Origin of the sequence: uncultured Streptococcus sp., assembly GCF_963525625.1 — a bacterium.
In the GTDB taxonomy this organism is placed as follows: Bacteria; Bacillota; Bacilli; order Lactobacillales; family Streptococcaceae; genus Streptococcus.
On the sequence record NZ_CAURLD010000001.1, the window covers coordinates 88,660 to 114,683 of the forward strand.

General features: G+C 40.9%; 18 protein-coding genes. 11 read left to right on the forward strand and 7 right to left on the reverse strand.

What is annotated here, in order from left to right:
- Nucleotides 1-103: 103 nt before the first annotated feature.
- The 7 genes from RYK49_RS00460 to dtd all read left to right on the forward strand — a co-directional run bounded on the left by RYK49_RS00460 (nt 104) and on the right by dtd (nt 12,650).
- Nucleotides 104-586, forward strand: coding sequence for a type VII secretion EssA family protein (locus RYK49_RS00460; protein ID WP_314831249.1), 483 nt, complete (start codon nt 104-106; stop codon nt 584-586).
- Complete coding sequence (locus RYK49_RS00465; RefSeq protein ID WP_002916152.1) at nt 555-809, forward strand: hypothetical protein; 255 nt, start codon at nt 555-557, stop codon at nt 807-809. The genes RYK49_RS00460 and RYK49_RS00465 overlap by 32 nt, the downstream gene beginning before the upstream one ends.
- Entirely contained in the window at nt 802-1,938 is a 1,137-nt protein-coding gene (gene essB / locus RYK49_RS00470; RefSeq protein ID WP_125332749.1) for a type VII secretion protein EssB, read from the forward strand. The genes RYK49_RS00465 and essB overlap by 8 nt, the downstream gene beginning before the upstream one ends.
- Nucleotides 1,931-6,367 carry a type VII secretion protein EssC gene (gene essC, locus RYK49_RS00475; RefSeq protein WP_314831250.1) on the forward strand — a complete coding sequence of 1,479 codons (4,437 nt, stop codon included), beginning with the start codon at nt 1,931-1,933 and terminating at the stop codon, nt 6,365-6,367. The genes essB and essC overlap by 8 nt, the downstream gene beginning before the upstream one ends.
- 156 nt (nt 6,368-6,523) lie before the next feature.
- Nucleotides 6,524-9,268 carry a type VII secretion protein EsaA gene (gene esaA, locus RYK49_RS00480; RefSeq protein ID WP_314831251.1) on the forward strand — a complete coding sequence of 915 codons (2,745 nt, stop codon included), beginning with the start codon at nt 6,524-6,526 and terminating at the stop codon, nt 9,266-9,268.
- Between the two features lie 662 nt (nt 9,269-9,930).
- Nucleotides 9,931-12,150: a bifunctional (p)ppGpp synthetase/guanosine-3',5'-bis(diphosphate) 3'-pyrophosphohydrolase gene (locus RYK49_RS00485; protein ID WP_049543311.1), complete on the forward strand. Its 2,220-nt coding sequence runs from the start codon at nt 9,931-9,933 to the stop codon at nt 12,148-12,150.
- A 56-nt stretch (nt 12,151-12,206) separates the two neighbouring features.
- Nucleotides 12,207-12,650 carry a D-aminoacyl-tRNA deacylase gene (dtd, locus tag RYK49_RS00490; protein WP_314831252.1) on the forward strand — a complete coding sequence of 148 codons (444 nt, stop codon included), beginning with the start codon at nt 12,207-12,209 and terminating at the stop codon, nt 12,648-12,650.
- Between the two features lie 245 nt (nt 12,651-12,895).
- Here the strand turns inward: dtd and RYK49_RS00495 are convergent, their stop codons facing one another.
- Nucleotides 12,896-13,693 carry a nucleotidyltransferase domain-containing protein gene (locus tag RYK49_RS00495; RefSeq protein ID WP_314830632.1) on the reverse strand — a complete coding sequence of 266 codons (798 nt, stop codon included), beginning with the start codon at nt 13,691-13,693 and terminating at the stop codon, nt 12,896-12,898.
- A gap of 496 nt (nt 13,694-14,189) precedes the next feature.
- Between RYK49_RS00495 and RYK49_RS00500 the strand changes: the two genes are divergently transcribed.
- Entirely contained in the window at nt 14,190-14,804 is a 615-nt protein-coding gene (locus tag RYK49_RS00500; RefSeq protein ID WP_314830633.1) for a CPBP family intramembrane glutamic endopeptidase, read from the forward strand.
- 113 nt (nt 14,805-14,917) lie between these two features.
- Here RYK49_RS00500 and RYK49_RS00505 read toward each other — a convergent pair whose 3' ends face one another.
- The 3 genes from RYK49_RS00505 to RYK49_RS00515 form a co-directional block, all read right to left on the reverse strand.
- A complete protein-coding gene (locus RYK49_RS00505; protein ID WP_314830634.1) occupies nt 14,918-15,343 on the reverse strand; it encodes an EVE domain-containing protein in 426 nt (141 codons plus the stop codon).
- Nucleotides 15,336-15,797: a MarR family transcriptional regulator gene (locus tag RYK49_RS00510; RefSeq protein ID WP_314830635.1), complete on the reverse strand. Its 462-nt coding sequence runs from the start codon at nt 15,795-15,797 to the stop codon at nt 15,336-15,338. The genes RYK49_RS00505 and RYK49_RS00510 overlap by 8 nt, the downstream gene beginning before the upstream one ends.
- A 105-nt stretch (nt 15,798-15,902) precedes the next feature.
- Entirely contained in the window at nt 15,903-16,550 is a 648-nt protein-coding gene (locus tag RYK49_RS00515) for a metal-dependent transcriptional regulator (protein ID WP_002896686.1), read from the reverse strand.
- A 228-nt stretch (nt 16,551-16,778) separates the two neighbouring features.
- On the opposite strand from RYK49_RS00515, the gene RYK49_RS00520 reads away from it, so the two are divergent.
- The 3 genes from RYK49_RS00520 (at nt 16,779) to RYK49_RS00530 (ending at nt 23,562) form a co-directional block, all read left to right on the forward strand.
- The gene (locus RYK49_RS00520) at nt 16,779-19,661 is read left to right on the forward strand and encodes a GBS Bsp-like repeat-containing protein (RefSeq protein WP_314830636.1); all 2,883 of its coding nucleotides are present in this window, start codon (nt 16,779-16,781) and stop codon (nt 19,659-19,661) included.
- 278 nt (nt 19,662-19,939) lie between these two features.
- A complete protein-coding gene (locus RYK49_RS00525; protein WP_314864559.1) occupies nt 19,940-22,180 on the forward strand; it encodes an SEC10/PgrA surface exclusion domain-containing protein in 2,241 nt (746 codons plus the stop codon).
- A 287-nt stretch (nt 22,181-22,467) separates the two neighbouring features.
- Nucleotides 22,468-23,562 (forward strand): DUF3114 domain-containing protein, encoded by a 1,095-nt coding sequence (locus tag RYK49_RS00530; RefSeq protein WP_314864560.1) that lies wholly within the window; start codon nt 22,468-22,470, stop codon nt 23,560-23,562.
- A 20-nt stretch (nt 23,563-23,582) separates the two neighbouring features.
- Here the strand turns inward: RYK49_RS00530 and tpx are convergent, their stop codons facing one another.
- The 3 genes from tpx to RYK49_RS00545 form a co-directional block, all read right to left on the reverse strand.
- Nucleotides 23,583-24,074: a thiol peroxidase gene (gene tpx / locus RYK49_RS00535; protein WP_033179104.1), complete on the reverse strand. Its 492-nt coding sequence runs from the start codon at nt 24,072-24,074 to the stop codon at nt 23,583-23,585.
- A 151-nt stretch (nt 24,075-24,225) separates the two neighbouring features.
- Nucleotides 24,226-25,155, reverse strand: a complete 930-nt coding sequence (ssaB, locus tag RYK49_RS00540; protein ID WP_314864562.1) for a metal ABC transporter substrate-binding lipoprotein/adhesin SsaB — start codon at nt 25,153-25,155, stop codon at nt 24,226-24,228.
- 19 nt (nt 25,156-25,174) lie between these two features.
- Nucleotides 25,175-26,023: a metal ABC transporter permease gene (locus RYK49_RS00545; RefSeq protein ID WP_032913327.1), complete on the reverse strand. Its 849-nt coding sequence runs from the start codon at nt 26,021-26,023 to the stop codon at nt 25,175-25,177.
- Between the last annotated feature and the right edge of the window lies 1 nt (nt 26,024).

The following is a 26,024-nucleotide window of genomic DNA, read 5'->3' on the forward strand; positions in this document are numbered from 1 at the left end:
TAAAGCTTTTTATGATAGGTAAATGTTGTTTAGAAATATTTATAACGTACTTATTGATGCTAAATATTTTTCTTAGTCTTTTAAGCTAGAAAGCAGAGATGAAATGTTGAAAAAATCAAGTCGAGTTTTAGTGATATTTTTATTGTTATTGCTTACTGGAAGTACTGTTTATGCTAAGGACGGCGAATTAGATTTAAAAACAGATTCGATAACGCAAAAAAAGCAGCGTTCCCAAGGTAATGAAATTGAGCATATTTATGCACCGAACTTATTTATGGATAGAATAGAGCAAGAAGCGACGAAATCTAAAACTGATGCTCAGGAAATGCTTAAGACTGCAAACCAAGCTAATTTCAGTAAGAAAGAAGTTCGGAGTGGTGATGGACTCGACCTCCAAGTTTATCGACAAGCTCTTTTTCAGAACTATCAGGTTTCTGACAATATTATTGTAGACACAGAGGAATCAGGGGTCACAATGATATGGTCAATTCTTGGTGCAGTATTATTTATTGTAGCAATGATTTTAATTGGAATTTATTTAGGAAGGATTTTTCATGGGGGAAAAATATTTAAACGCAACAATTAGATATGAAGATAAGGAAATAGATATTCGCTTTTCTAAACTATTATCTTTACAGGGAGTAAAGATGTTAATGTGTTCAAACAATCTAGATAAAACATTATCTATTCATCAAAATAATTGGCATTTAGAGGTTCGAGGAAAGCTTCTAAGAATAGAACAGCATAGAGCTTTAAAGGAATATCCATTAGGGGATGGAGATGTATTGGAGGTAATTATAAATGAGTGATAAAATTGAAATTAAATATAGCAAGGAAAAGGTCAAGGTTATTCTGCCAGCCAGCCATTTTTCTCGTCAAAAATTATCTACAATTGAAAATTATGTGGATGCTTCCGTGACATTAGAAGATAATGGTTTTTTATCACTAATTTATGATAAGCCAAAATATTCTTATAGTCTTAAAGAGCTTATTGCGGAAGAGATGACAGAAGTAAAGCGTTTGGAGTTGGCTCAGAAAATGGAGTCTTTGACATTCTCTGAGCATAATTTTAAGGTACCTTATATCCATCCGAAAAATATATTTTTACAAGGAAGTGTTGTTAAGATTCTTCATTTTGGTTTAGAAGGAATTATGAGTCCTATACCTTATACTTCAGAGACGTTTCTAATGAGCTACAAGGCTTTGGTTGTCTCTATTCTACGACCAAAACTTGATTTTGAATTACTAATAGATGGTATAGCTGCAATAAGAGATTCATTGGTACAGGATATAGCTGCATGTAAGACATATGATGAAGTAATAAAATATGTTAATGAAGCTTATGACAAAGCTTATCAAGAAGAAAAGAAAACAAAGATAGTTGTTTCAAAACGGAGTTGGCGTATTTTTTCTATTGGAATGGGAATTTTTAGCGTTACAACTGTTGCTTTAGGAGCTTTTGCAGCATATTTTTATTTTTGGTCTATCCCAGTTCAGCGTGCGACAGTGGATGCACAAAGTCATTTTATTTCTAAACATTATGATGATGTGGCAGATGATTTACAAAAATTTCAAGTAAATCGTTTAGGTAAAGAAGCAAAATATGTTTTAGCGTCCTCTTATGTTCATTTAGATAACTTGTCTGAGGAGCAGAAATCAAGCGTTTTAAATACAATCACTCCATCTAGCGAGGAAAATCTTTTAGATTATTGGATTTATCTTGGAAGGGGAGACTATAAAAAATCTCTAGATTTAGCTCAGAACATTGGGGATGATCAGTTGACCCTACACGCTTATACTAATTTATATGAACAAACCCGTGAAGATAAGAATATGAAGGGTGCTAAAAAACAAAAAAAATTAAGTGAATATCGCAAAGAAATCGAAGAGCTTTCTAAAAAACTAGGTGTAAAAGTAGGTGAAGAAAAAGATGAGTAGAGAAGATAAAAAATTTTTTCACAATACAGAAAAAGAACCGGTTTCTAATAAAATTTCAGGGCAAATTAAAGTGGTTATATTTGGCAAGCGACTTTCTTTACTCACTTTTATGGAAGGCGACAGTGCTGAAGTGCAAGGGCTTTTTTTCAACGTGAATGATAGTAAGGTCTACTCTAATGGAAAAGAATTAACCAGAGGAAAAAATACTATTGAAAATAAGACTGTTTTTGTCCTTGAAGAAGAGAGTGACATTTCTGTTAGTTACATCTCTCCTCCAAATCAAGATTTTATTATTTCAAAAGAGAAAGAAGCAGATCTTCTCATTCACTCGAAAGCCTATGTTTTGTTCTCCAATGGTAAAGTGTATCTCTATCCAAATGGCTGTGTCTTCTATTTGAACGAGCAATTGATTTCTTCTGATATTATTTCTGAATTTAAAAAAGGAGATAGTATTTTTGTAGAGAACTATTTTATAGAGTTTTTAGAAAATCAATGGCAAATTTCATCGTTCTTTGAGAAAGCAAATTTTAATAGTCAAAGTGTCCTGTTGGAAGAGAAAAAGTCAATTTATCAATCTAATTTCCCAGTTTATCGTCGTAGCCCTCGAGTACTCCCCACGATATACGATAAACGTCAGAGAATAGAAAAACCTAAAAATCCCCCAACAAAACCTAAAAATGCTATTTGGCGAGCAATTGTTCCACCTTTAGGTATGGTTGCTCTTTCTGGATTGGTAGTGGTTCTAATGGGACGAAATGCCATTATGATGTTGAGTATGGGGGGGATGAGTGTTCTTACAGCTGCATTTTCAATTACGAGTTATTTTACTGATAAAAAAGAGTATAAACAAAAGAAGATAACAAGGGTAGAAGATTACGAGGCGTATTTATTAAAACAATTATCCACTCTACAGAAGCATTATGCAGAGGAAAAGAATATTCTATTTTATCAGCAACCAAATATCAATACGTTAATTGATATGATTATGCGTTATGATGAACGTCTCTATGAACGCTTACCTTTTAATGAGGATTTTATGACTGTCTCGCTTGGCTTGGGAGATATTGATAGTCAGCTTCAAATTGATTATCAAACAGACTTTTTAACCAAAGATAAGCTGACAATTTTTTCTCAAGATTTGTTAAAGACTTATGAGAAACAAAAAGGCGTTCCTGTTACAACAACACTTGCTCAGAATATTGTTGGGCTGGTTGCTCAACATGACATAGGTCAGTTGTTTATCCAGCAACTTTTATTGCAAGTTGCAGCTTTTCATTCTTATCACGATGTAATATTTGTTAATTTGACTTCGCAGGAAGATTATGATCAAATTTGGAAAAAATGGCGGTTTTTACCTCATTTTCTGTTACCAATGATTAATGTTCGTGGTTTTGTACATGATGATCGTACGAAAGATGCTGTGCTTACAAGTCTTTATCAAGTATTACAGTCTCGCATTCAAGACAAGGAACAGAAGGAAAGAACCTTTTTACCTCAGATTGTGATTGTCATTTCAGATGATCGCTTGTTGTCTGGTCATGCTATCAACGAAAGTCTTTCACGAGCAGATTTGGCTTCTTTTGGAGTAACTGTTATTTGGGTAAAAGAAAGTCGTCGTCAATTACCTGAAACGGTAACAACGCTTATTGATTTAAAGAATGGAGATACAGCTACTTTAATCAATAATAGAGGAATATATGTAAACCAAGTTTTTACTCCGTATCCGTTGATAGATGATTATGAAGGTGCTGTTCGTAGTTTAAGTAATCTAATTCATGAGGAAACTCAAAAAAATGCACTTCCTGATGCAATTACATTCTTAGAATTGTATAATGTAGAACAAGTTGGGGACTTAAATATTTCTAGCCGATGGGCTCGAGGAGATACATCGAAGAGCCTTGCTGTTCCACTTGGGGTTCGAGGAAAAGATGATATTGTCTACTTGAACTTACATGAGCGTGCTCATGGTCCTCACGGTCTTGTTGCCGGGACAACGGGATCGGGTAAGTCGGAGATATTACAATCTTACATTTTATCGCTAGCATTAAACTTTAGTCCAGAAGATATTGGTTTTCTCCCAATAGACTTTAAAGGTGGAGGGATGGCAAATTTATTTAAAGATTTGCCACATTTGATGGGCGTTATTACAAACTTAGATGGAGCAGGAATCCAGCGTGCGTTAGCTTCCATTAGAGCAGAGTTGCAAAAGCGTCAACGCCTATTTGGTAGATTTGGGGTCAATCATATTAATGGATATACAAAATTATACAAGGAAGGCCGCTCCGGAATAGAGGGAGATTTCCCTACTGAGCCGCTTCCACATCTATTTTTGATCTCTGATGAGTTTGCTGAGTTGAAGCAAAATGAACCGGAGTTTATGACAGAGCTTGTAACAACGGCGCGTATTGGGCGTTCCTTAGGAATTCATTTGATTCTAGCTACTCAAAAGCCTTCTGGAGTTGTTAATGATCAAATTTGGTCTAATTCTCGATTTAAGTTGGCGCTCAAAGTGGCGGAAAAAGCTGATTCAAATGAGATTATAAAAACACCAGATGCTGCAAGTATTACTCAGCCAGGTCGTGCTTATTTGCAAGTTGGGAATAATGAAATATATGAACTCTTTCAATCAGCATGGAGTGGAGCACGATATGCACCAACAGTGAAAGCTCGTAGTGAAGAAGTTGACAATAGGCTTTGGATAATCAATGAGCTGGGGCAGTATGAACTCGCTACTACAGATTTGTCTTATTTAGAAGAGACGGTTAGCACAGACGCTAATACTGATGAGACTGAACTAGATGCTGTTGTAGAGTATATTGCTCAACACGCAAAGAATGTAGATCTTTGTATACCAGCTAAGCCATGGTTACCTCCGCTTGATGAAGATATTACGTCACCAATTTTAACTACGAAATGGACAGAGAAGAAACTTCACAAAGCTCCTTTTGCTCTAATGGATATTCCTTCAGAGCAGGCTCAGCGGATGCTAGAGTTTGATTTAGAAGAGTTTAGTCACAGTATCATTTATGCTTCTCCAGGGTTTGGAAAATCTCAAGCGCTTCAGACGCTAGTTATGAATTTTGCTCGGCTTAATAGACCAGATCAAATGCATTTTAATCTGTTTGATTTTGGAACGAATGGACTTTTTCCTCTGAAAGGTCTACCGCATGTGGCAGATATTGCTACTTTAGATGATGCTGAAAAGCTATTGAAGCTCCTTAAGAGTTTACAAAAAGAGATACAAAAACGCCGTGATTTATTGGCGGAATATGGAGTTACTTCTATTGAACAGTATGAGCAGAAGACAGGTCAGTATTTACCATTTATTTTAAATATTGTTGACTCTTATGATACTGTACGTGATCATCCACTCGAAAGTTCTGTTGAATCCGCTTTTCATCAGGTGTTGCGTGAGGGCGCAAGCTTAGGTATCTATTTGATAGCAACAGTTCTTCGGAACACTACTATGAAGTTAAGTATGCGAAGTAATTTTGCTACACAGTTTGTTTTGTATTTGGTCGACAAGGATTCTAAAAAAGATCTTATTGGTTTTGATGCTCTAGCTGATCAAGTAATTCCTGGTCGTGGTCAGATTAGATTTGAAGAACCTATTCGTTTTCAAGTATACCTTGCAACAGAAGGAAGTTCCAATCTTGAAAGATTGCAGAGTTTAGAAAACGCTATTGAGGTAATGGATAAGTTATGGGATGGCTCTAGACCAGAAGCTGTTCCAATGCTGGCTAATGAAATTACTTTTGAGCAATTTGAAAATGATGTAGCTGTCCAAGAGGAACGTCAAAAATACAATATTCCAATTGGTTATGATAAGGAAACAACGTTGGTTCGCTCTATCGAACCAATGAACTATGAATTTATTCTTCTCATGGATGATACTCCTTCTCAAACATATAGTATTGAGCGTACGATATTATCTGCTTTTTCAGAGTTTTCTGGGAAAGTTGATCGCGTAGTGGTTGATACTGATGGACGTTTTGTTGGTATGAATGAATACTTTGATACTAGAATTGAGGAGGCGAATATTAGCCAATTCCTTGGTGAACTATTAGGCATTATTCAGTCTGGTAAGCGTAGAGAGCAACCAATGTTTGTTTATCTTCCAGATATAAACTTAGCTGGTGATAAGATTGTACTGATGGATAAAGATGTAAATACTTTGTTCACAAAATCTTCGTCGGTCAACATTCATTTGATTTTCCATGGTTATCAAAGTGGCATAGTTAGCAAATTCACACCGTTCTTCAAACGGCTTCGCCAAAATGTTCCAATGGGAACGTTTGGTACCATCTTTAACGAACAGAAAGTTGTGCCTGGTCGTACTCAATATAATGAACCGTTGGTTGAACTTAATGAAACACAGTTCTTCGTTGGTAGAAGTGTTCATCGTTTGAGAATTCCGCAAGAAAAATAGGTACATAAAGCTTCCATGATAATTTCTGAATATGCTATAATAGAAGAAATCCTACTATTTGTAATAATTATAATGATTGTAGGATGTATATTATCATGAATAAATTATAAATATTTTGATGATAATGTTAAAATCAATTTAGGAGAAAAATCCATAATGGGTATAAAAAAAGGAAAAAATCACTTGCTTAGGAAAGGCTTGGCTATTTTATGTATAGTAATTACTGCAGGACTTCTTATCTATATGGGACAGTCAGATAGCCTTTCTTTTGTTTTAGGGACTAAAGAGAAGACACATCTTCGTATTGGGATTGTAAATCAAGATGAAGGCGAACAGTTAAATAACGCTCAATATAATTTTGGAGATGATTTTACAAAATTACTAGCAAAAGATGAGAGAAAAAAAGCAAGTTGGAAAGTCATGTCTAGGGATCAGGCGGAGAGTCAGTACAAAGACAATTCCCTCGAAGCTATCATTTACATTCCTAAAGATTTTTCACACAATATATTGCAGCTATCTAGTTTTAATCCTGAAAAGGCCAAAATTACATATAAAGTAAAAGATTCTGTAAAAAAAGAACAGTCGCTTGAGATGGCCCAGCAGGTCGGAGATTATGTTAATAGTTTGAATCAGAAAACAATTCGTCTGTACTTTACAAGTGTCATTAATAACCTTGATGATGCTAAACTTCAGATGAATACAATTGTTGGTGACGAGTCTGATATCTATGATTCTTTATCTACTTCAATTGTTCAACCTGCTGATAGGAGTATCAAATCAATAGATTCGATCCCTTCAATTGCAGAGAGTGTTCAGTCCTCTAATAGATCATTTGAGCAAGCAACATCAAATTTCAAAACTTCAACTTCTGATTTATTAAAAAGAAATGCTGAATCTTTAATGGGTCAAACAGATCCAATTTTAAAGTATAAGCAAGTTCAATCACAAGTTGCTAGTCATAATGCTCAGGTGGCAGGAAACTCCGTTAAGAATCAATATGATAAAGATAACAAATTATATCTTGACCTTTATAAAAATTCAATAAGTTATTTACATCTTTTTGGGAATACAGAAGCACCTACTGAGCCAAATGAACCAGATTCTTATTTGCTTCGTTTAGCTAAGCACATAGAAAGTTATAATGATAAAATAAATCATTCTCAAGAGCAGATTGAGCAATCTCAAAAGGAACTGGAGTCTATTAAAAACTCACTTGAGGGTTCTCGTGACCAAATTTCTCAGAATTATTTTAATGGGGTGCAGGTTGATACAAGTTCTTTGGGAGAAGATAAAGATGCGATTTTAAAAGCTGTTAGTGATGGTGTGGATAAAGATAATGTGAGGCAGGCACTGGCCAAACAGGTTGTTAATACTTTATCAGATTCAGATGAGTTGCCTGGAGATTATACTAATTATGTAAATAGTACAATTGCTTCTATTAGTGTTAATTCTGGGGATTACGTGACCTTATTTAATAAACTAAAAGAGTTTGGGGCTTTAACAGATGACCAAATTGCTTCTTACTATGCAAAATTAAACTTGTTGGCTAGCTATGCTAGTGTTAAAGGTGCTACTACTGGCTCAATGCCAGGCTATACTTTTATAACTGTAGCTAATGATTCTTTGCCGTCAACAGATGCAAAAACAGTTACAATGGAGCATGTTTACCCTGAGATGACTTCTGAAGGAAATGGGGGTAATAAATATACTGCAACTACTATCCGTGTGACGAATATACAGGTTCAAGGGGCTCAGGGAGCTACGGTAGTTCCAAGTGTTGATAGTATTTCTGAACCTACTAGCCTTCAACTGCAAATTCAGCTTTCTCCTAATTATGGTCTCAATACGGTTGCATTTGATCTTGAGATTGGTAGCGAGAGAATACCTTTACAATACAGTTTCTTTTATGATAACAATAAGGGAAATGATGCATTAATTAAGACAGATTTGTCTAATATTTTTGAACAACTATCTAGAATTGATACCGCAGCAGCTACGATTAAGAACTTATATGGAAGCCCATCTTCGTCCTACGATATTGATATTGCTAATCCAGCAAGTAACTCAGTTGCAAAGATGTATGGGAACATTTCGCCATCGTCTGTAGCGGATAAGCTACAACCAGAAGATGTGGACCAATATCGACAGTCAGGGATTGAACTATATGTTAAGTTAAGTGCAGAGATAAATCGACTTCGGAAAAATACCGCTTCTCTTCCACAACTGACAAAAGAAGAATTACCGAATGATTATTTTGCTGCAATTGTTGGAGAACTATCTGATTGGCATCAACAAGCTGTTGACGATCTAAATAAACAGTATGAAGAGTGGAAGAAAAGTGGTCCAGAGCTTCTGGAAGTTTCTCCAACAAGTTCTGGTGACAGTTTATCTAATAATAGACTTTATACAACGGATGATAGTAGTAATAGTCTGCTAGATATTGTTACAAAGCTGGCGTCTAGTACTCGAAATACATCTGATACAATTACCTCTAATGGGAATGCAATCGGATCTATGGATACGCAATTTAACACTTTAGCAGAGCAAGCTAAAAGGATCCAAGGAGAAGTGAAGGAAGTTCACCAACAAACAGAGTCGCTTATTAAGAATCAGGCTAAGAATATTGAAGATAGTACTGACTTTAATAAGAACTTTCAAGGAGTATTATCGAATGCTCGTTCAAACGGAACGGATAACCAAGCTGTTTTGAATTTCTTATCCAATCCTGTTGTAACTGAAAAAACAAGCCAATCTGGTGTTTTATCAAATACTCCAATATGGGTTTACTTACTCGTAATCTTACTTTTAACCAACATTGCTACGGGTCTGACAATTAGAGAATACGCTCATAGAAAGAAAGAGAAGATGGTTGAAAAAGAAGAAGAGGAACAATTTGAATAGGTAGAATCTTAGCAATAGAAATGCTACTGGAAGTTGTAGAAAGTAATGATGAAACCAGTTTTAATATTGTGTATATCATCTATACTTAGCTTCGTTTATTCTAATAGCTCTTAAATTATTGGATAAGGCTGTGATAGAAATGTCATAGCCTTATTTTGAATAGATAAGTAAAAGTATAGAAACCTAATCTCAAGATTAAAGCGACAACATAAAAAATGAGAATTGAGGCTCAAATAGCTGTCTTTAATGATTTCTCAAACAATTTTAATAAATTTTTAAACAGTCTGCTGCTTGAAATATTAACTAGGTGGACTAAATAAATATTTCTTATAGATTTTATAAAGAATGCTGTTTACCTTTCAAATTTTGAGATCAACTTCCCTTTTTGCTTCAAGAATTGAAGAGGTGCTATTCAGCTATTATCCATTTCAAAATTTTAGGGTGGAGTAGTTTTGGGCTCTATGTTTCTTTGTTTGGGTTTTGCTCAACAATTAGTATAAAATATAGCTGTTTTTTTAGTTTTAGGAGGCTAACTTCAGTTTAGATCTTACTACTTATTATTGATTCCACTTTTTTGTACTAAAACAAACACAGGACCGTCTTCTAGGTTTTCATATTGGGTTAAAAGTGATAAAATAGTAGGCAGGAATTGGAGAGACGAGATGCCAAAAGAAGTGAATTTGACGGGCGATCAGGTATTGGCCCTTACGAGAAAATATCTGGCTGCGGAGGATGTGGCCTTTATACAGAAAGCTTTGATCTATGCGATTGACTGTCACAGTGGGCAGTTTCGCAGGTCAGGTGAGCCTTATATTGTGCATCCTATTCAGGTGGCAGGGATTTTGGCCACGCTCAAGCTAGATGCAGTAACGGTTGCCTGCGGTTTTCTGCATGATGTAGTAGAGGATACCCGTGCGACGCTGGATGATTTGGAAAGAGAGTTTGGGACGGATGTGCGCGTGATTGTGGACGGGGTTACTAAGCTGGGCAAGGTCAAGTACAAATCTCATGAAGAGCAGCTGGCAGAAAATCACCGTAAGATGCTGATGGCCATGTCGGAGGATATCCGGGTTATTTTGGTCAAACTGGCAGACCGTCTCCACAATATGCGGACGCTCAAGCATCTGCGCAAGGATAAGCAGGAGCGGATTTCCCGAGAAACAATGGAAATCTACGCACCCTTGGCTCACCGCCTGGGGATTTCCAGTGTCAAGTGGGAGCTGGAAGATTTGTCCTTCCGTTATCTCAATGAAGTGGAATTTTACAAAATTTCCCACATGATGAAGGAGAAGCGTCGGGAGCGTGAAGCTCTGGTAGAAGAGGTAGTTCAGAAGATTGAGACCTATGCTGGCGAGCGCAATCTGCATGGTAAGATTTATGGCCGGCCCAAGCATATCTACTCGATCTATCGCAAGATGCAGGACAAGAAGAAGCGCTTTGATGAGATTTATGATTTAATCGCCATTCGTTGTATCTTGGATACTCAGAGTGATGTCTATGCTATGCTGGGCTACATTCATGAGCTTTGGCGGCCGATGCCAGGGCGGTTCAAGGATTATATCGCCAACCGCAAGGCCAATGGCTATCAGTCTATCCATACGACCGTTTATGGCCCCAAAGGTCCGATTGAGTTTCAGATTCGGACCAAGGAAATGCATGAAGTGGCAGAGTACGGGGTTGCGGCCCACTGGGCTTATAAGAAAGGCGTCAAGGGACAGGTAGACAGCAGAGAATCAGCCATTGGGATGAACTGGATCAAGGAGCTGATGGAGCTACAGGACCAGTCTAACGATGCCAAGGATTTTGTTGACTCGGTCAAGGAGAGCTATCTAGCTGAGGAAATCTACGTCTTCACACCAGATGGAGCGGTGCGTTCTCTGCCTAAGGACTCGGGCCCCATTGACTTTGCCTATGAGATTCATACCAAGGTCGGTGAGAAAGCCACGGGAGCCAAGGTCAATGGCCGCATGGTACCCCTGACAACCAAGCTCAGGACAGGTGATCAGGTGGAAATCATCACCAATGCTAACTCCTTCGGCCCGAGCCGCGACTGGCTCAATATTGTCAAGACCAGTAAGGCCAGAAATAAAATCCGTCAGTTCTTTAAAAATCAAGACAAGGAGCTGTCTATCTCCAAAGGGCGGGAGCTCTTGCAGGCTCAATTCCAGGAGCATGGTTATGTAGCCAATAAGTACATGGACAAGAAGCACATGGAAGAAGTGTTGCAGAAGACCAGCTATAAGACCGAGGAAGCGCTTTTTGCGGCGATTGGCTTCGGTGAGATTGGTGCTATCAGCATTTTCAATCGCCTGACAGAAAAAGAGCGCCGTGAGGAAGAACGGGCCAAGGCAAGAGCAGAAGCGGAGGAATTGGTCAAGGGCGGCGAGGTCAAGGTCGAAAACAAAAAAGATACTCTCAAGGTCAAGCACGAAGGCGGTGTGGTTATTCAGGGGGCGTCTGGCCTCCTCATCCGGATTGCTAAGTGCTGTAATCCCGTACCGGGTGATGACATTGTCGGCTATATTACCAAAGGCCGCGGTGTAGCCATTCACCGGCAGGACTGCATGAATCTCAAGGCTCAGGAAAATTACGAGCAGCGGCTGATTGATGTGGAATGGGAAGACAACAACACGACTAAAGAGTACACGGCTCACATTGATATTTACGGTCTCAACCGCTCTGGCCTCCTCAATGATGTGTTGCAGGTTCTGTCCAATACCACCAAGAATATCTCAACAGTCAATGCTCAGCCGACCAAGGATATGAAATTTGCTAATATCCACGTTTCTTTTGGCATTGCGAATCTGTCCATGCTGACAACGGTGGTGGATAAGATTAAGAGCGTGCCGGAGGTCTACTCGGTCAAGCGGACTAATGGCTGATTCTCTTCGGAAATCATTATCTAGCTATAGGTTACCGTTAAATCAAAGGAAAAGATATGAAAATAGTGATTCAGCGCGTAAAACGTGCTCAGGTCAGCATTGACCAGCAGCTGCACAGCAGTATTGGACAAGGTCTCTTGCTCCTAGTAGGCGTAGGGCCTGACGATAGTCAGGAGGATATGGATTATGCAGTCAGGAAGATTGTCAATATGCGGATTTTTTCTGATGCTGAGCGCAAGATGAACCTGTCTATTAAGGACATTGCTGGAGAGATTTTGTCAATTTCCCAGTTCACTCTGCATGCAGATACCAAAAAGGGTAATCGGCCAGCCTTTGTTAAGGCTGCTCCGCCAGAGATAGCTAGCAATTTTTATGATGCCTTCAATCTTGCCTTGAAGCAGGAGGTGCCGACTCGGACGGGGATTTTTGGAGCAGACATGCAGGTAGAGCTAATCAATGATGGTCCAGTGACCATTATATTGGATACAAAGAATCGCTGAGAAGAGAAGAAGAATGAAAAGAGGCTGGGACAAAAGTCCTAGCCTCTCAATTGTCTTTGGATTGTCGAGCAAGACGCAGTGGTTGAGTGGGCTCTACTACGCTGATTTCATCAGCTTTTACAGCCCTACTCAACTGTGCGGAGGTGGGACGACGAAATCGAATTCTAACGAATTACCGATTTCTGTCCCACTCTCTAATTTTTTTAGCTTCTGCAGCAATGGGGCTGTGGCTTCAGGTTGCATTCCTAAAAACTACCAATAATTTCTTGAGGAATGACTGGTTTGATGGTCGTCACTAGCTGATTGATAAGCTTTATCGCTTCAGCGGGCTCAGTGTAGAGTTTTTGAAAATAGGTCTGTATATTTTCTTCAAAATGCTGAGGCAATAGCGTGCAGTTGGTTTTTGCAAACTCTAGCATTCTCTTTTCTCCAGGGTGAGTCTGTTCGTTTAGGGCGAAGAGTAAGTCAAAATAGGAAGCAAAAAATTCACTGCTACGGTGATTGATACTGAGCAAGTCCTGACGCTTGAGCGCTTTTTCTATTTGTTTGGAGAAAGCTGGCATGGCTTGATCAAGTAAGAGGAGTTGCTTCTTAATAATATTCTTTTTCAGCTCAGCTGGATAAGGACGTCTGTACTTGTTTTGAAGTGCTTCATAGCGACCATTTCGGTCATAGATGATTTTGCTGTGGAGCAGATTGTGCCACATACAGGTGGTATAGGCATTCTGAGCTTGGTGGTCTAGGACTACAGTCTGCAGGTCTTTATCAAAGCTATCTAGTGTACGGTAAATGAGCTCAATTTCGATCTTGCTCTTCAGCACACAGTCATCCTCTAGTTCCCAAAACTGATTGCCGATTTCCATGTAGGAGCAGTACTTGCTGAGGATATCGCGTCGAGTCAGGGGATCGATGGAATCTGTCAAGTAGATATAAACATCATAGTCTGAGTCTTTGTCAAAATGCTGTCCAGCACGAGAGCCACCGAGAACAATAGCTTCCACTTGATCTAGCTGGGCAAATTCTTTAAAGAGTTGTTGTGGCATAATTTTTCCTCGCTGATTTTTGACATCATTGTAGCAAAATGTAAGCGAGTTGGCAAGAAGGAAAAAGCTTTTGGCATGGTTCCGAGTCTGTAAAATTAAGACCCCGAGGGGGATGAAATGGATGAGCAGGAGCTGGAAGTATTGGACTAAAAAGAAAATTATCTAGGATAGATAGGCTGAAAATTTGACTTTGTGTGATAAAATTTTAGGAGTTTTTCCCTTACTTTAACGTATAGCCAGTTTTTTATTTTTTAACTCGACGCCTTATTTTTATCTGCAACTTTTCTTAGATTTTGAGATAGGTCTTTAAAGAGTTTTTTGACATCATTTAGTCCAAAAATGAGAAGCATAGTAAGCAAGTGGAAGTGGCGATAATCCTTGATTTGTTTATGTTTATGATTTCTTTCATTCTTTAGAAATATTTTAGAATTACTTTATAAATTCTTGAAGTTTGTCTTGTATAATCTTATTAAAGAAAAGAAAGGAGTCTCTCATCATGGAAAATCTAGTTCAACAGATGCTGAATGCTCTGATTCAAATTGCTTTGTTTGCTTTTCTTCCTTTTGTTTGGTGGTTGATAAGGGCTAGAAGAAAAAGTCCATTTTTAGAATGGCTTGGCTTAAAACCACTAAAAGACACTGGCAGCTGGAAGATCTGGCTGTGGATTTTGTTGGGTTCACTATTTTTCTTGCTTCTTTCGTTTTTGCTAGTATATCCTGCTGTAAAAAATCTGGATACAGCGACTTCAAACTTCTCAGGCCTCGGCTTCCAAGCCTTGCCAGCTGTTCTGATTTATGGTATTTTTCAAACTTCTCTGTCGGAAGAACTGCTATTCAGAGGTTTTCTTTTAAAGAGATTGGCTAGTCGCTTATCCTTTGTGGTAGCCAACACCATACAAGCTGCTCTTTTTGGTCTGCTGCATGGCTTGATGTTTATAACAGTGCTCTCTTGGCTGCAAACCCTGCTCATCATTTTGTGTACGGCTGGCATCGCGGCCTATATGGGTTTTGTCAATGAAAAGAAATCCGATGGCTCCATTTTAGCCAGCTGGATCATGCATGCCCTAGCAAATTTGATTACGGGTAGTTTATCGGCTTTTATGCTGATTTAATCAATCGAGATTTTCACTGCAAATCAAAAAGTTCCGATTTCCCTTGAGAATCGGAACTTTAGATTTGATGACAGGTGAGCAAAGAGTTCGGTGTAAGTCAAACATAGCTGTTTCTACTGATTTGCAGAGCTGTCTAGTTTCATTTGCTCAAAAACATAAAGGAAGAAGTCTTTCGAAACTTCGAAATGTCCGTATCTTATCTGAGAAGCATACTGGCGCCACTGAGGATGCTGGCGGACTTGGTCAATGGGGCAGTCTCTGACAGGCTGGTAGTAGCTGACATCTCGCCGAAATGGGACAAAGCCTTCAAACATCTCTACTTGGTAGGCAGTGTCATCTAGAATCTTGCCAACTGCTGTAAAGGCCTGCAGCTTTTCCTGACCGCTCAGTTGATACTTGGGGCTGTAGTAGAGAAGATAGTCCCCCTTTTTCATTCGGTTCAATGGTGCTTTCTTTCCATGGCAGACTTGGCAAAATCCACCTTCTACACCTCTTAGTACATGTTCTTTTGATACGACACCAATCCAAAATCTAGTCATTTTCTGCCTCCAGTTTGATTAAGAGTTGGTTTAATATTTCTGTATTATTTCCTAATTTTCCAAAGAACGCCTGATCAATACCTTCTACTAGAGGAAGGGCTTGGTTGACCTTTTGCAGCCCCGTATCCGTTAGAAGTATGATGTTGGCACGGCTGTCCTTGGGATGGACTTCCCGCATGATCAAACCTTTCTTGACCAAGAGGCGGATGATTTGGGATACGGTCATAACATCCATGTCAGAAAATCGTGCAATATCGGTCTGACTAACCCATTCTTGCTGACGCAGAAGCGCTGCAAGAGTGGTCAGAACGACAAACTGAGGATGGGTCAAATCAATCGTTTTCAGTTGTTTTTTTATCAGCCCATGCCACTTGTGGTAGGCACGGATAAAGAGCAGACCGGTTGATTTTTTGTATTCATCCTTGTAGATGGAGTTAAACTGCGATTTTTCCATTAGCTTTCCCTCTAGATATTTTATAAGTATACTTATTATAATTCGAAATCTTATTTTTGTCAATAAAAACCCAGTTTAGACTAAAAAGTCCGAACTGGGTTCTGTTTATAGTTTTTCCACATAAATCTGCTGGGCAATCATAGGATTGATTTGGATTTCTTGGGTTTCTGTCTTGAGGAGATAAGCCTGAGCGAAAGAATCGTATTGGATGAAGGTGATGGTTTGGCCGATTTGCAGGTTGTATTTTTCTAAGTATTTGAGTAAGTCAAAGTCGTCATGCACCCGTTTAATGATATAGTCGCCAGGGGCAGAAGCCTCTTCCAGAGTCAGTTGGTTTTCTTCGTCCAGAAGCTCTCCCTTGGCTGGGATGGTACCTCCGTGAGGACAGGTCTTGGGGTACTGGAGCATGGCATCCAGACGCTCAACGAAGCGCTCAGAAACAGTGTGCTCTAGGACTTCGGCTTCTTCATGGATTTCATCAGTCGAGTAGCCGAGATGGTTGACCAGAAAGACTTCAATCAGCCGGTGCTTGCGATAGAGGTCGGAAACTAGCCTTAGCCCCAAATCAGTCAGCAGGTAGCCGGCTTTTTTATCCTTGACCAGAAGTTCTTCCGCCAGCATTTTTTTCATCATTTCCGTCACAGCCGGAGGTGAAACCTGCATGAGCTGGGCGATTTCTTTATTGGTGATTTTTTTGTGGCGGCTGCCAATCTCATAGATACACTTGAGATAGTCTTCTTTATTTGGGGTCATCTTGCATCCTCGCTGAACTTTCTATCACTAGTATAACAAAAATCGCTGCAAGAATACAGTGTAGAAGCCCTTCATTGGCCTTTGGATTTTCTTGATTTACTTGTAATCGTTTTACGATTATTATATAATCAAATCGTACGATTTAAAAAATAAAAAAGTAAAAAATTTTTAGCTGGTTTGCAAAAATTTGGCTTGCTTTTTACTTTTTTGCAAAAGGAGAATTCTATTATGAAAAAAAGACGAATGATGGCGTCTCGAGCAGAGAAGTTTACTCGTTTTGGTATTCGCAAATGCAGTCTGGGAGCAGTCTCAGTAGCGATTGCGACTGGCCTGGCCTTTCTTGGAAGTGGAGCAGTGCAGGCAGATCAGCTAGCATCTAGTCAGACAGCTGACAGTGTCGCTGTCAGCCAGGCTGTGGAGAACCAAGCTAGCACAGCTGCAACTCCAACTGTGACAGAAATCAGTCTGTCAAGCATGGATAAGGCTGCACCAGCACCGGAGGCTGTTAGTCCTGACGCTAGTCAGGTACCTGCGTCTTCCGATACCAGTGCTCAGTCTACTTCTTCTGATCCTGTAGAAAATGCTCGGCCGAAAAGTGATACTGTCACTTTAGCGGGAAATCAAGCTGTTGCGGCAGTGAGTCCCAAGAAAGAGGAAGAGGCCAATCAGCCAGTAAAACCAGCTGCTGTTGAAGTGCGCCCTTTAGCGGCAGCAGAAGTCAAAAAGCCTCAAGGTAAGATTACCATTCAGAACAACAATTCACAGACAGGTGAATTTGATATAGTCGTGTCTGATATTGCCGCACCGGATGGACTGAAGACAGTTTACTTGCCGACTTGGTCAACTGTTAACGACCAAGACGACGTGCAGTGGTACACAGCCGAAAGACGCGCTGATGGAACCTATTTTAAGCATGTCAGCTACCGCAATCATAAGAACTCTCTGGGGGAGTATAATGTTCACCTTTATTTCGTGAATAATGCAGATCAGCTGCAGGGTGCAGGCTCAACAAAGACGGTGGTTGACCGCGCGCAACCAAAAGGCAAGATTACTATTCAGAACAACAATCCGCAGACAGGTGAATTTGATATAGTCGTGTCAGATATTGTAGCCCCAGATGGCCTGAAGGCGGTCTACCTGCCGACTTGGTCTGTTGCTAACGACCAAGACGATGTGCAGTGGTACACAGCCGAAAGGCGCGCTGATGGGACCTATTTCAAACACGTCAGCTACCGCAACCACAAGAACTCTCTGGGCGAGTATAATGTTCATCTCTATTTCGTGAATGATGCAGGCCAGTTGCAGGGTGCAGGCTCAACTAAGACAGTGGTTACTCGCGCCCAGCCACAGGGAAAAATCACCATTCAGAACAACAATCCACAGACAGGTGAATTTGATATTGTCGTGTCCGATATTGTAGCCCCGGATGGCCTGAAGGCGGTCTACCTACCGACATGGTCAGCTGCTAATGATCAAGACGATGTGCAGTGGTACACCGCTGAAAGACGCGCTGATGGGACCTATTTCAAACATGTCAGTTACCGCAATCATAAGAACTCTCTAGGTGAGTATAATGTTCACCTCTATTTTGTGAATGAGGCAGGTCAGCTGCAGGGTGCAGGCTCGGCTAAGACGGTTGTTACTCGCGCGCAGCCACAAGGCAAGATCACCATTCAGAACAACAATCTGCAGACAGGTGAATTTGATATTGTCGTTTCTGATATTGTTGCCCCAGATGGTCTGAAGGCGGTCTACCTGCCGACTTGGTCAGCTGCTAATGACCAAGACGATGTGCAGTGGTACACAGCCGAAAGACGCGCCGATGGGACCTATTTCAAGCATGTCAGCTACCGCAATCATAAGAACTCTCTGGGTGAGTATAATGTTCATCTCTATTTTGTGAATGAGGCAGGCCAGCTGCAGGGTGCAGGCTCAGCAAAGACGGTGGTTGACCGCGCGCAACCACAAGGCAAGATTACCATTCAGAACAACAATCCGCAGACAGGTGAATTTGACATTGTCGTTTCTGATATTGTTGCCCCAGATGGTCTGAAGGCGGTCTACCTACCGACTTGGTCCAGCAAGGATGACCAAGACGACGTGCAGTGGTATATCGCTGAGCGCCAAGCTGACGACACCTATAAAAAACATGTCCGAGCTCAGGATCATAAGTTTTCAGTGGGTGAGTACAAGGTTCATCTTTACTATCTGAACGAGGATGGTCAGATGCAAGGTGCAGGTGGCGAGAAGTTGATGGTTTCTGTAGTACCTGAAAACATCCGTGCGACTGGAAAAATCAATATCCAAAACAATAATACGCGAACAGGAACTTTTGATGTGGTTGTGACAAATGTCTCCAATCCAGGCGGAATTCAAGCAGTCTATCTACCAACTTGGTCCACAGATAAGGATCAGGATGATGTCAAATGGTATTTAGCTCAAAAGCAGGCGAATGGCACCTATAAGATCACAGTCCGAGCTAGTGACCATAAGCTTTCTACCGGCGAGTACAAGATTCATCTTTACTATAAGCAGGACAATGGTCAGCTCATCGCTGTTGATGCTACTACGACCCAGGTATCAAAAGCGGTTTACAATACTCCGTACTACTCACAGCGTGATGGTCGCTGGGGTGGCAGGAAGTATGGTCCTTACAGCATGGATGCGACAGGATGCGTGCCGACAACGCTAGCCATGGTTATTTCTGGAATTACTGGGACAGAAGTGCTTCCAACAACCGTTGCGGATTACCTGTATAACCATACCAATGAATTTAATAAAGATGGATTTGGCACCAGCAGCCGTGGTATTGTCCGAGCTGCACAGCACTGGGATCTGACGACTGAGACCCTGTTTACTGCTTCCGCAGTCAAAGAAGTGCTTTCGCAGGGGCATCATGTCCTAGGTGCCGTTGGTACTAGCATCTTTGCCCATTATCCAGTCACTCATGAGCTGGTTCTCAAAGGCTATGACAATGGAAAAACCTATGTCCGTGACCCTTATAATGCAGCTAATAATGGCTGGTATCCAGTAGACTATCTCTTTGGAGTCAAGAGTGTAGATCCGACGGATAATACAGAAGGATCACCCTTTATTGCCATCAAAGGATAAGAAATTCGTGAATAAGAAGACCGCTCGTTGCTTGACGGGCGGTCTTCTGTATTCTATGACTAGTATACTTGTACTCGTTCAAGAGTTTATCATTGACAAAGTCAGTAAGGGGCAAGTTTATTATGGGATAGATAGCAGGACACACAGATTTTTTAGAAGTGATTGAGAAGAGATTCTATTTTTGGACATATTGCGATAAATGTTCTCAAAAAAACATGTAAATAGTTTGACAAACAAAGTTTTTCTCATTATACTATTAACATATCAGGAGGAAAAACATGAAAAAAATCCAAAAACATGTCATTCTAGGGGCAGCAGTTCTTGCTAGTACTGGCATTGCTCACACTGTAGCTGCAGATACAACTCCAGTGGATGCAAAGGCCCCTGCAAACCAAGATAAGGCTCTATCTGCAAGTCCAGAAGCTCTTAAACAGCAGACTGAGCAGGTTAATCAAGCAAAAGCGTCTGTTGACCAAGCCAAAGAACAGGTTACAGCAGCTGAGACTAAGGTTGAAACAGCTAAGAAAGATAATACTGATACAAGTGCACAAAAAATTGCCGAAGCTCAAGCAGCTGTGACAGAAGCTGAGAAGAAAGTTGCTCCAGCAGAAAACGCGGCCAAGCAAGCCCAAGCAGCTCTTGATACAGCTAAAAAAGTAGAAAACACACAGGCAGCTGTAGCTCAGGATGCTCAAGCTCAAGCAGCTAAGGCACAAAACGAGACTGAAGCAGCTCAGGATGCTGTGAATGCAGCCCAAAAAGCTGTGGATAGCAAACTGGTGAGTGAAAAGGTAACGAAGGCAAAGGATGAGCTTGACAAGGCTAAAAACCACTTAGCTTCTTACGAAGACCAGTTGAAGACAGCTGAAGTGGAAGATGCCAAACGCCAAGCAGTGATTGATCAAGCCCAGGCTGATATCAAAGTAGCCCAAGCAGAAATCAAGGAAAAAGAAGCGAAACTTTCGTCCCAAGATCAGGTTCACAATACTTTTACCCTATCGAAAGCTTATATAAATGCAATTAAAAGTAACAATATCAACGGTACAGCTAAATTAACATCTGAGGCACAAGAAACACTTGCTAAAGAAGCAGCTATCCTAAAATCTAGCAACAATTATATTGGTAGTCAAAAAGATGCGCAACGAATAGTTAACATCAATGCTATTCCAAATGATGTTCTGATGGAATTGAACTATTTTGCACAAGATTTGATTAATCAAATCCGTAAGCAAGCAGGAACAGCACCAGTAACATTAACACAAAATAGTATTGACTATGCAGCAGCTCTAAGCCAAGCAGCCCGTGAACAAAAATATAAATACCAATCAAAAGAACCTATAACTTCACAAGTAGATGTTCCAAGAAGTGTGGTTGCTAAATTTGGACTGGATCAGTTTGGTCATAGAGTATCAGGAACTAACGAACTCGGCCCTTATCCTATTCTTGCTAGCCAAGAGAATGTCTCTGTTGACTATTTAAAAAAGGCAATTTACGATGATATCAAATTCCAACTGTTTGATTTAGGAGATAGCAGTGCGTATAGGGAGAGAGGGACTATCTATGCCCAAAAGGTAGTGGGGCATCTTGATAATCAGAAGAAAGGTGCATATGTTGCTGTTAACTTTAGCAACAACGGCATTATTAACCGAATTAACTTCCTTCTTTTCCCAAATAATGACGGTGATATTAAAGATCCTTCCAAAATAACACCAGCCTTGATCAATCCAAATGCCAATAATCAAGAGGCAGACGCTGCTCGTAAAGATTTGGCGGCTTCACAAGCTAAGTTGGACGCTGCTCAACGTACGTTGACAAATGCTCAGAACAAGCAGGAGACAGCCCCATTACTGCGTGAGGTTGTGAAAACTGCTAAGGACAAGTTGGCCAAGGCGGAACGTACTTACCAAGCTGAACTCGAAAATAGCAAGAATTCGGCTTCTGAAGAAACCAAGGCTAATCTTGCAGTTTTAGCTAAAGCTCAAGCAAGCTTGAAAGAAAAAGAAGCAGCCCAAGCAAGTGCGCAAAAAACAGCTGAGGAAGCTAATGCCAAACTTGCCGAATTGAAAGCAGCTACAGCAAATGCTCAAGAAAAGGCAACTGCTGCGGCTACAGCTCTAGAAGAGGCTCAACGCTCTGTTCAAGCTGCTAAAGACTACGTTGCTCGCCTACAAAATGCCCCTGCTCTTCTAAAAGAAGCAGAAGCGGCTCTCAATGATGCTAAAGCTAACTTGGCAAGTAAGGAAGAAACATATAGAGTTGAAAATGCCAAACTTGAAGCTTTGAAAGCAGCTCTTGCAGCCCTAGAGACAGACGACCCAACCAACCTCGTTTCTAAGAATGAGCGAAAGGTTCTGAAAGTCACTACAACGGGAGTGAAGAATAGAAAGAAACCAGTTCAGACCTATCAGGCTCTGGCAGCTCTTCCAAAAACAGGTTCTGCTGAATCTTCTCTAGCACTTGCAGGTCTGGGGTTGCTCTCTACGCTGGGACTAGCTTTTGCAAAACGCCGTAAAGCTTAAGCTAAGTCGTTGCCAAAATCGAATTCTAGATGAATTGTCCAGTCGTGAAAAGTTGGACGACTCATTTCAATAAAACTCATACTGAGAGAGGGCCGGTTTGGTCTTCTCTTTATTTATTGAGTGATTTGTTAAGAACATCTTTATTGTTAGTACTCCAAGGATTCATATTTTGTTCTTTGCTATCATGTGAGTTTGTGATAAAATCTAATTGTTCCATGTACATTAGGTTTTTTTATTATAACCTCTACAGTTTTTAACTACTAGAGCTAAAAGAAAGGAGGGGAGTCATGTATCCGAAAGAAGAAAAAGAGCAGCTCTTTCAGCAATTGCAATCAATCGGTTGGTCTCAGTCAGCGCTGGAACAAGTTTTTGAAGAGATTAGTGTGCAAGGGAAAACATTGACAGAAGAAGATTACTTGCAGGAGGCTCTGCTTTTTGGCAGTCCCTTCTTTCAAGAGCTTTGGCAGGCTGAGGAGGCTCAAATCAGCAGATTAGGAGCTCAGGAGCTGCTGGTTTTGGCTATGAATATTGTAAATATGCCTGAGGAGCTGAGCGGAGACAAGTCAGAGACGGATTTTTTGCTGGCTCGGATTGCTCCAAGCCTAACACCTCATGATTGCTTTTGGAAGATTTTTTCAAGGACCTTGCGTCAGGCTTTTCCGGCAGATGATTTCAGCCAAAAGGATGGCAATCAAAAGCTCAAAAGGCAGCTACATCAGTTTCGCTATGTCATTTCCTGCCAGCAGGCCCAGTGGGTCAGAGATCACTACCGTCAGATTGGTATGACAGATGCAGAAGCCTTGGCCTCCTATCTAAAGGCTTTTCCAGCGCTGCCTTATAACTTTCAAGAATCCTCTCGCTTGCATAATAAAGCCTATATTGATAAGATGTCTAGTCAAGCTATCTATCCGGATGGTCAAGCAAGTCAGGCCAATATAAAAATCCTGATTGATTTTCATACAGAGTTTATTCTAGATCAGGCAGGTCGTTTTCTCAATATCATCGATCCAGAGGGGGCTAGCCAAAATGGTATTGTGAATGGCGCCAGCTTTAACTATGGTGAGCGCAATCGTCCGGTCAATCAGGCTTCTCATACCCGCTACGATGTCAAAACGCCTGCGGTCTGGGATCCTCGCTTTCGCAGGCTTGCCATTGAAAATGGTGACCGCAAGTTCAAGTCACCTCAGAACAATCGTGGGCCATTGGGCTATCGTTCGGCTAAGAGCCCTTATGCTCGAAAGGGGCGGAGTGCTTATAAACAGGTAAAGGCAGAGATTGCTCAATTCAAGAAATTACTGGATCGACCATCCTTTCTCTTGCGTTCTTGGGCTTGGTTCCGTCAGTTTTGGCAGAAGTTTTTCGCACAAAAAAATACGGACTAGCAAATCCGTATTTTTATCTCTTATAAACTCTTAACTGCTGCAATCGCCGCATCATAGTCTGGCTCGGTGTTGATATTGTCTACATACTCAGCGTAGGTCACAGTGTTGTTTTCGTCCAAAACTAGAACTGCGCGAGCCAAAAGGTGCCATTCATTGATAAGGACAGCATAGTCGCGACCGAAAGAATGATCGAAGTAGTCAGAGAGCATGACAGCATTCTCAATGCCTTCAGCAGCACACCACTTGCCTTGAGCAAAAGGCAAGTCAACTGAAACCGTGATCACAACGGTATTGTCCAAGTCAGAGAGTTCTTGGTTAAAACGACGAGTCTGAGTCGAGCAGACACCAGTATCGATAGATGGGATGATGCTCAGGACTTTCTTTTTGCCAGCAAAGTCAGCCAGAGTTTTCTTTGAAAGGTCAGTAGCTGTCAGGCTAAAATCGTGGGCGGTATCGCCGACTTGCAGTTGCTTTCCAGTAAAGGTTACAGGATTTCCGAGAAAAGTTGTCATAAGGAGTCTCCATTCATGTTTGATAGCTTCATTGTACAGCGAATAGTGATTTTTTTCGAATAATTTGACCGGAAATTTGAGAGTGCTACAAATTAAAACTCCTTATACAAAAATAAAGAGGTTAGGATTTTGTCTTCCTAACCTTTTATCATTATTTTGCCAATCCTTCAGAAATTTTATCCAGATTGTATTTCATCATGCTGTAGTAGCTGTCGCCTTCTTCGCCTTTGTCAGCGATTGAGTCAGTGAAGATTTTAGCGTGGATTGGGATGTTGGTGTCTTTAGAAACAGTCTTCATCGGACGGTCGTCCACACTTGATTCGACAAAGAGAGATGGCACTTTGGTCTTGCGTAGTTTTTCAACCAAGCTTTTGATTTGGTCTGGAGTTCCTTCTTCCTCGGTGTTGATTTCCCAGATGTAGGCCGACGGCACGTTGTAGGCTTTAGAGAAGTACTTGAAGCATCCTTCACTGGTCACAATCATTTTCTTTTCTTCTGGGATATTGTTGAATTTCTCCTTGGCTTCCTTATCCAGAGCGGTTAGCTTTTCCACATAGGCTTTGAGATTTTTCTCGTAAGTGGCCCTATTGTCAGGGTCTTTTTCAATCAAACGCTTGGCAATATTTTGTGCATAGATGATACCATTTTCCAAGTTGAGCCAAGCATGAGGGTCTTCTTTGCCCTTTTCACTTTGCCCTTCAAGGTAAATGACGTCAACGCCATCGCTGACAGCATAGTAGTCCTTGTTTTCTTCCTTATTGGCATTTTTGACCAACTTGGTGAACCAAGCATTGCCGCCAGTTTCCAGGTTGATACCGTTGTAGAAGATGAGATCCGCTTGAGAAGTCTTTTTGACATCTTCAGGCAGAGGTTCGTATTCGTGGGGGTCTTTGCCGACTGGTACAATGCTGTGCAGGTCAATCTTATCGCCAGCTATATTTTTGGTAATATCAGCGATAATTGAGTTGGTTGCAACAACCTTGAGCTTGGATGACTCACTGGACGCCTTCTTCTGACCGGAGCAGGCAAAGAGAGTGCAGACTGCTAGCAAAAGCAGGGATAAAAAACCTAATTTTTTCATGGGATTCCTCCATCAAATTTTATTTTAGTTTAGGTTGGTTTTTAAGTTTTAAATAGCGTTGTTTAGGGGCAATAAAGAAAGAGATGAGAAAGATGATGGCTGAGGTCAGGACAATGCTGGAACCTGCAGCGACATTAAAGCTGTAGCCGATAAAGAGGCCCAGTACAGAAGCTAGAGCGCCCAGTCCTGAGGACAGCAGAATCATGGTTTTCAGACTGTTGGCATAGAGGTAGGCCGTTGCTGCCGGCGTTATCAAGAGAGCGACAATCAGAATGGTTCCCACGCTCTGCATGGCTGTCACAGAGACCAAGGTCAAGAGAATCATCAGCAGATAGTGATAGAAGCTGACCGGCATGCCCATGGCTTGAGCCAGCAGGGGGTCAAAGGAGGTAATCAATAGCTGCTTGAAAAAGAGGATGATGATTAAGAGCACAGCTATTCCGACTCCAATACTAATCCACATATCAATGTCCTGTACGGCCAAAATATTCCCAAAGAGAATATGAAAGAGGTCAGTGGAGCTATTGGCAACGCCAATCAGGATCACACCCAGAGCTAGGAAGGAAGAAAAGGTAATCCCAATGGCTGTATCGCTTTTGATAATGGAATTGCCCTTGATGTAGGTGATAATAATCGAGGCCAAAAGTCCGAAGGTGATGGCTCCGATAAAGAAATTAATCCCTAAAATGTAGGACAGGGCCACACCGGGCAGAACCGCATGAGAGATAGCATCCCCCATGAGTGACATGCCGCGCAGAATGATAAAGCAGCCGACAGCTCCAGCAACAATCCCAATGACGATGGCTGTGATGAGGGCATTTTGCAGGAAGTGAAAGTCCCGCAGCCCTTGGAAAAATTCTAAAATCATC